Here is a 326-nt window from a genome sequence, read left to right as displayed (position 1 = left end):
TACTCACGTGGTGGCAGTCATCTTACGTGTGCAAGGTGGACTGAAGCGCAAGGCGTCCGACAACATAGTTTAAAGAGTTGATGCTCAATCGTTCAAAGAATATGCGGTTTCGCTTCTTTGCGTCGGACACGATTTTCCCATAGTCGATCACTTCATAGTAGATTTGATGATTGCGATGATAGCCGTAGTAGGCGAGACCGTCAGGTGTTGGCGTCGCGTCACTATTTTTCAGGACTTTGTCGAGCTTCGGCGTGATGTCGCAAATGACATAGGCGAATGCAGGTATCATTGAATTGGCGGGGCGAATTGGCCGACCGGCGTCGTTG

1 pseudogene is annotated in these 326 nt (G+C 49.7%); it reads right to left on the bottom strand.

The features are described 5' to 3' along the window. Positions 1–22: 22 nt before the first annotated feature. Positions 23–326, bottom strand: a pseudogene (locus tag EN807_RS35345) (hypothetical protein); the annotation flags it as partial.

The sequence above is a fragment of the Mesorhizobium sp. M5C.F.Ca.ET.164.01.1.1 genome (genome assembly GCF_004792125.1).
In the GTDB taxonomy this organism is placed as follows: Bacteria; Pseudomonadota; Alphaproteobacteria; order Rhizobiales; family Rhizobiaceae; genus Mesorhizobium; species Mesorhizobium wenxiniae.
Note: the sequence above shows the minus strand (reverse complement) of the source record. Positions and strands in the feature narration are given on the sequence as shown.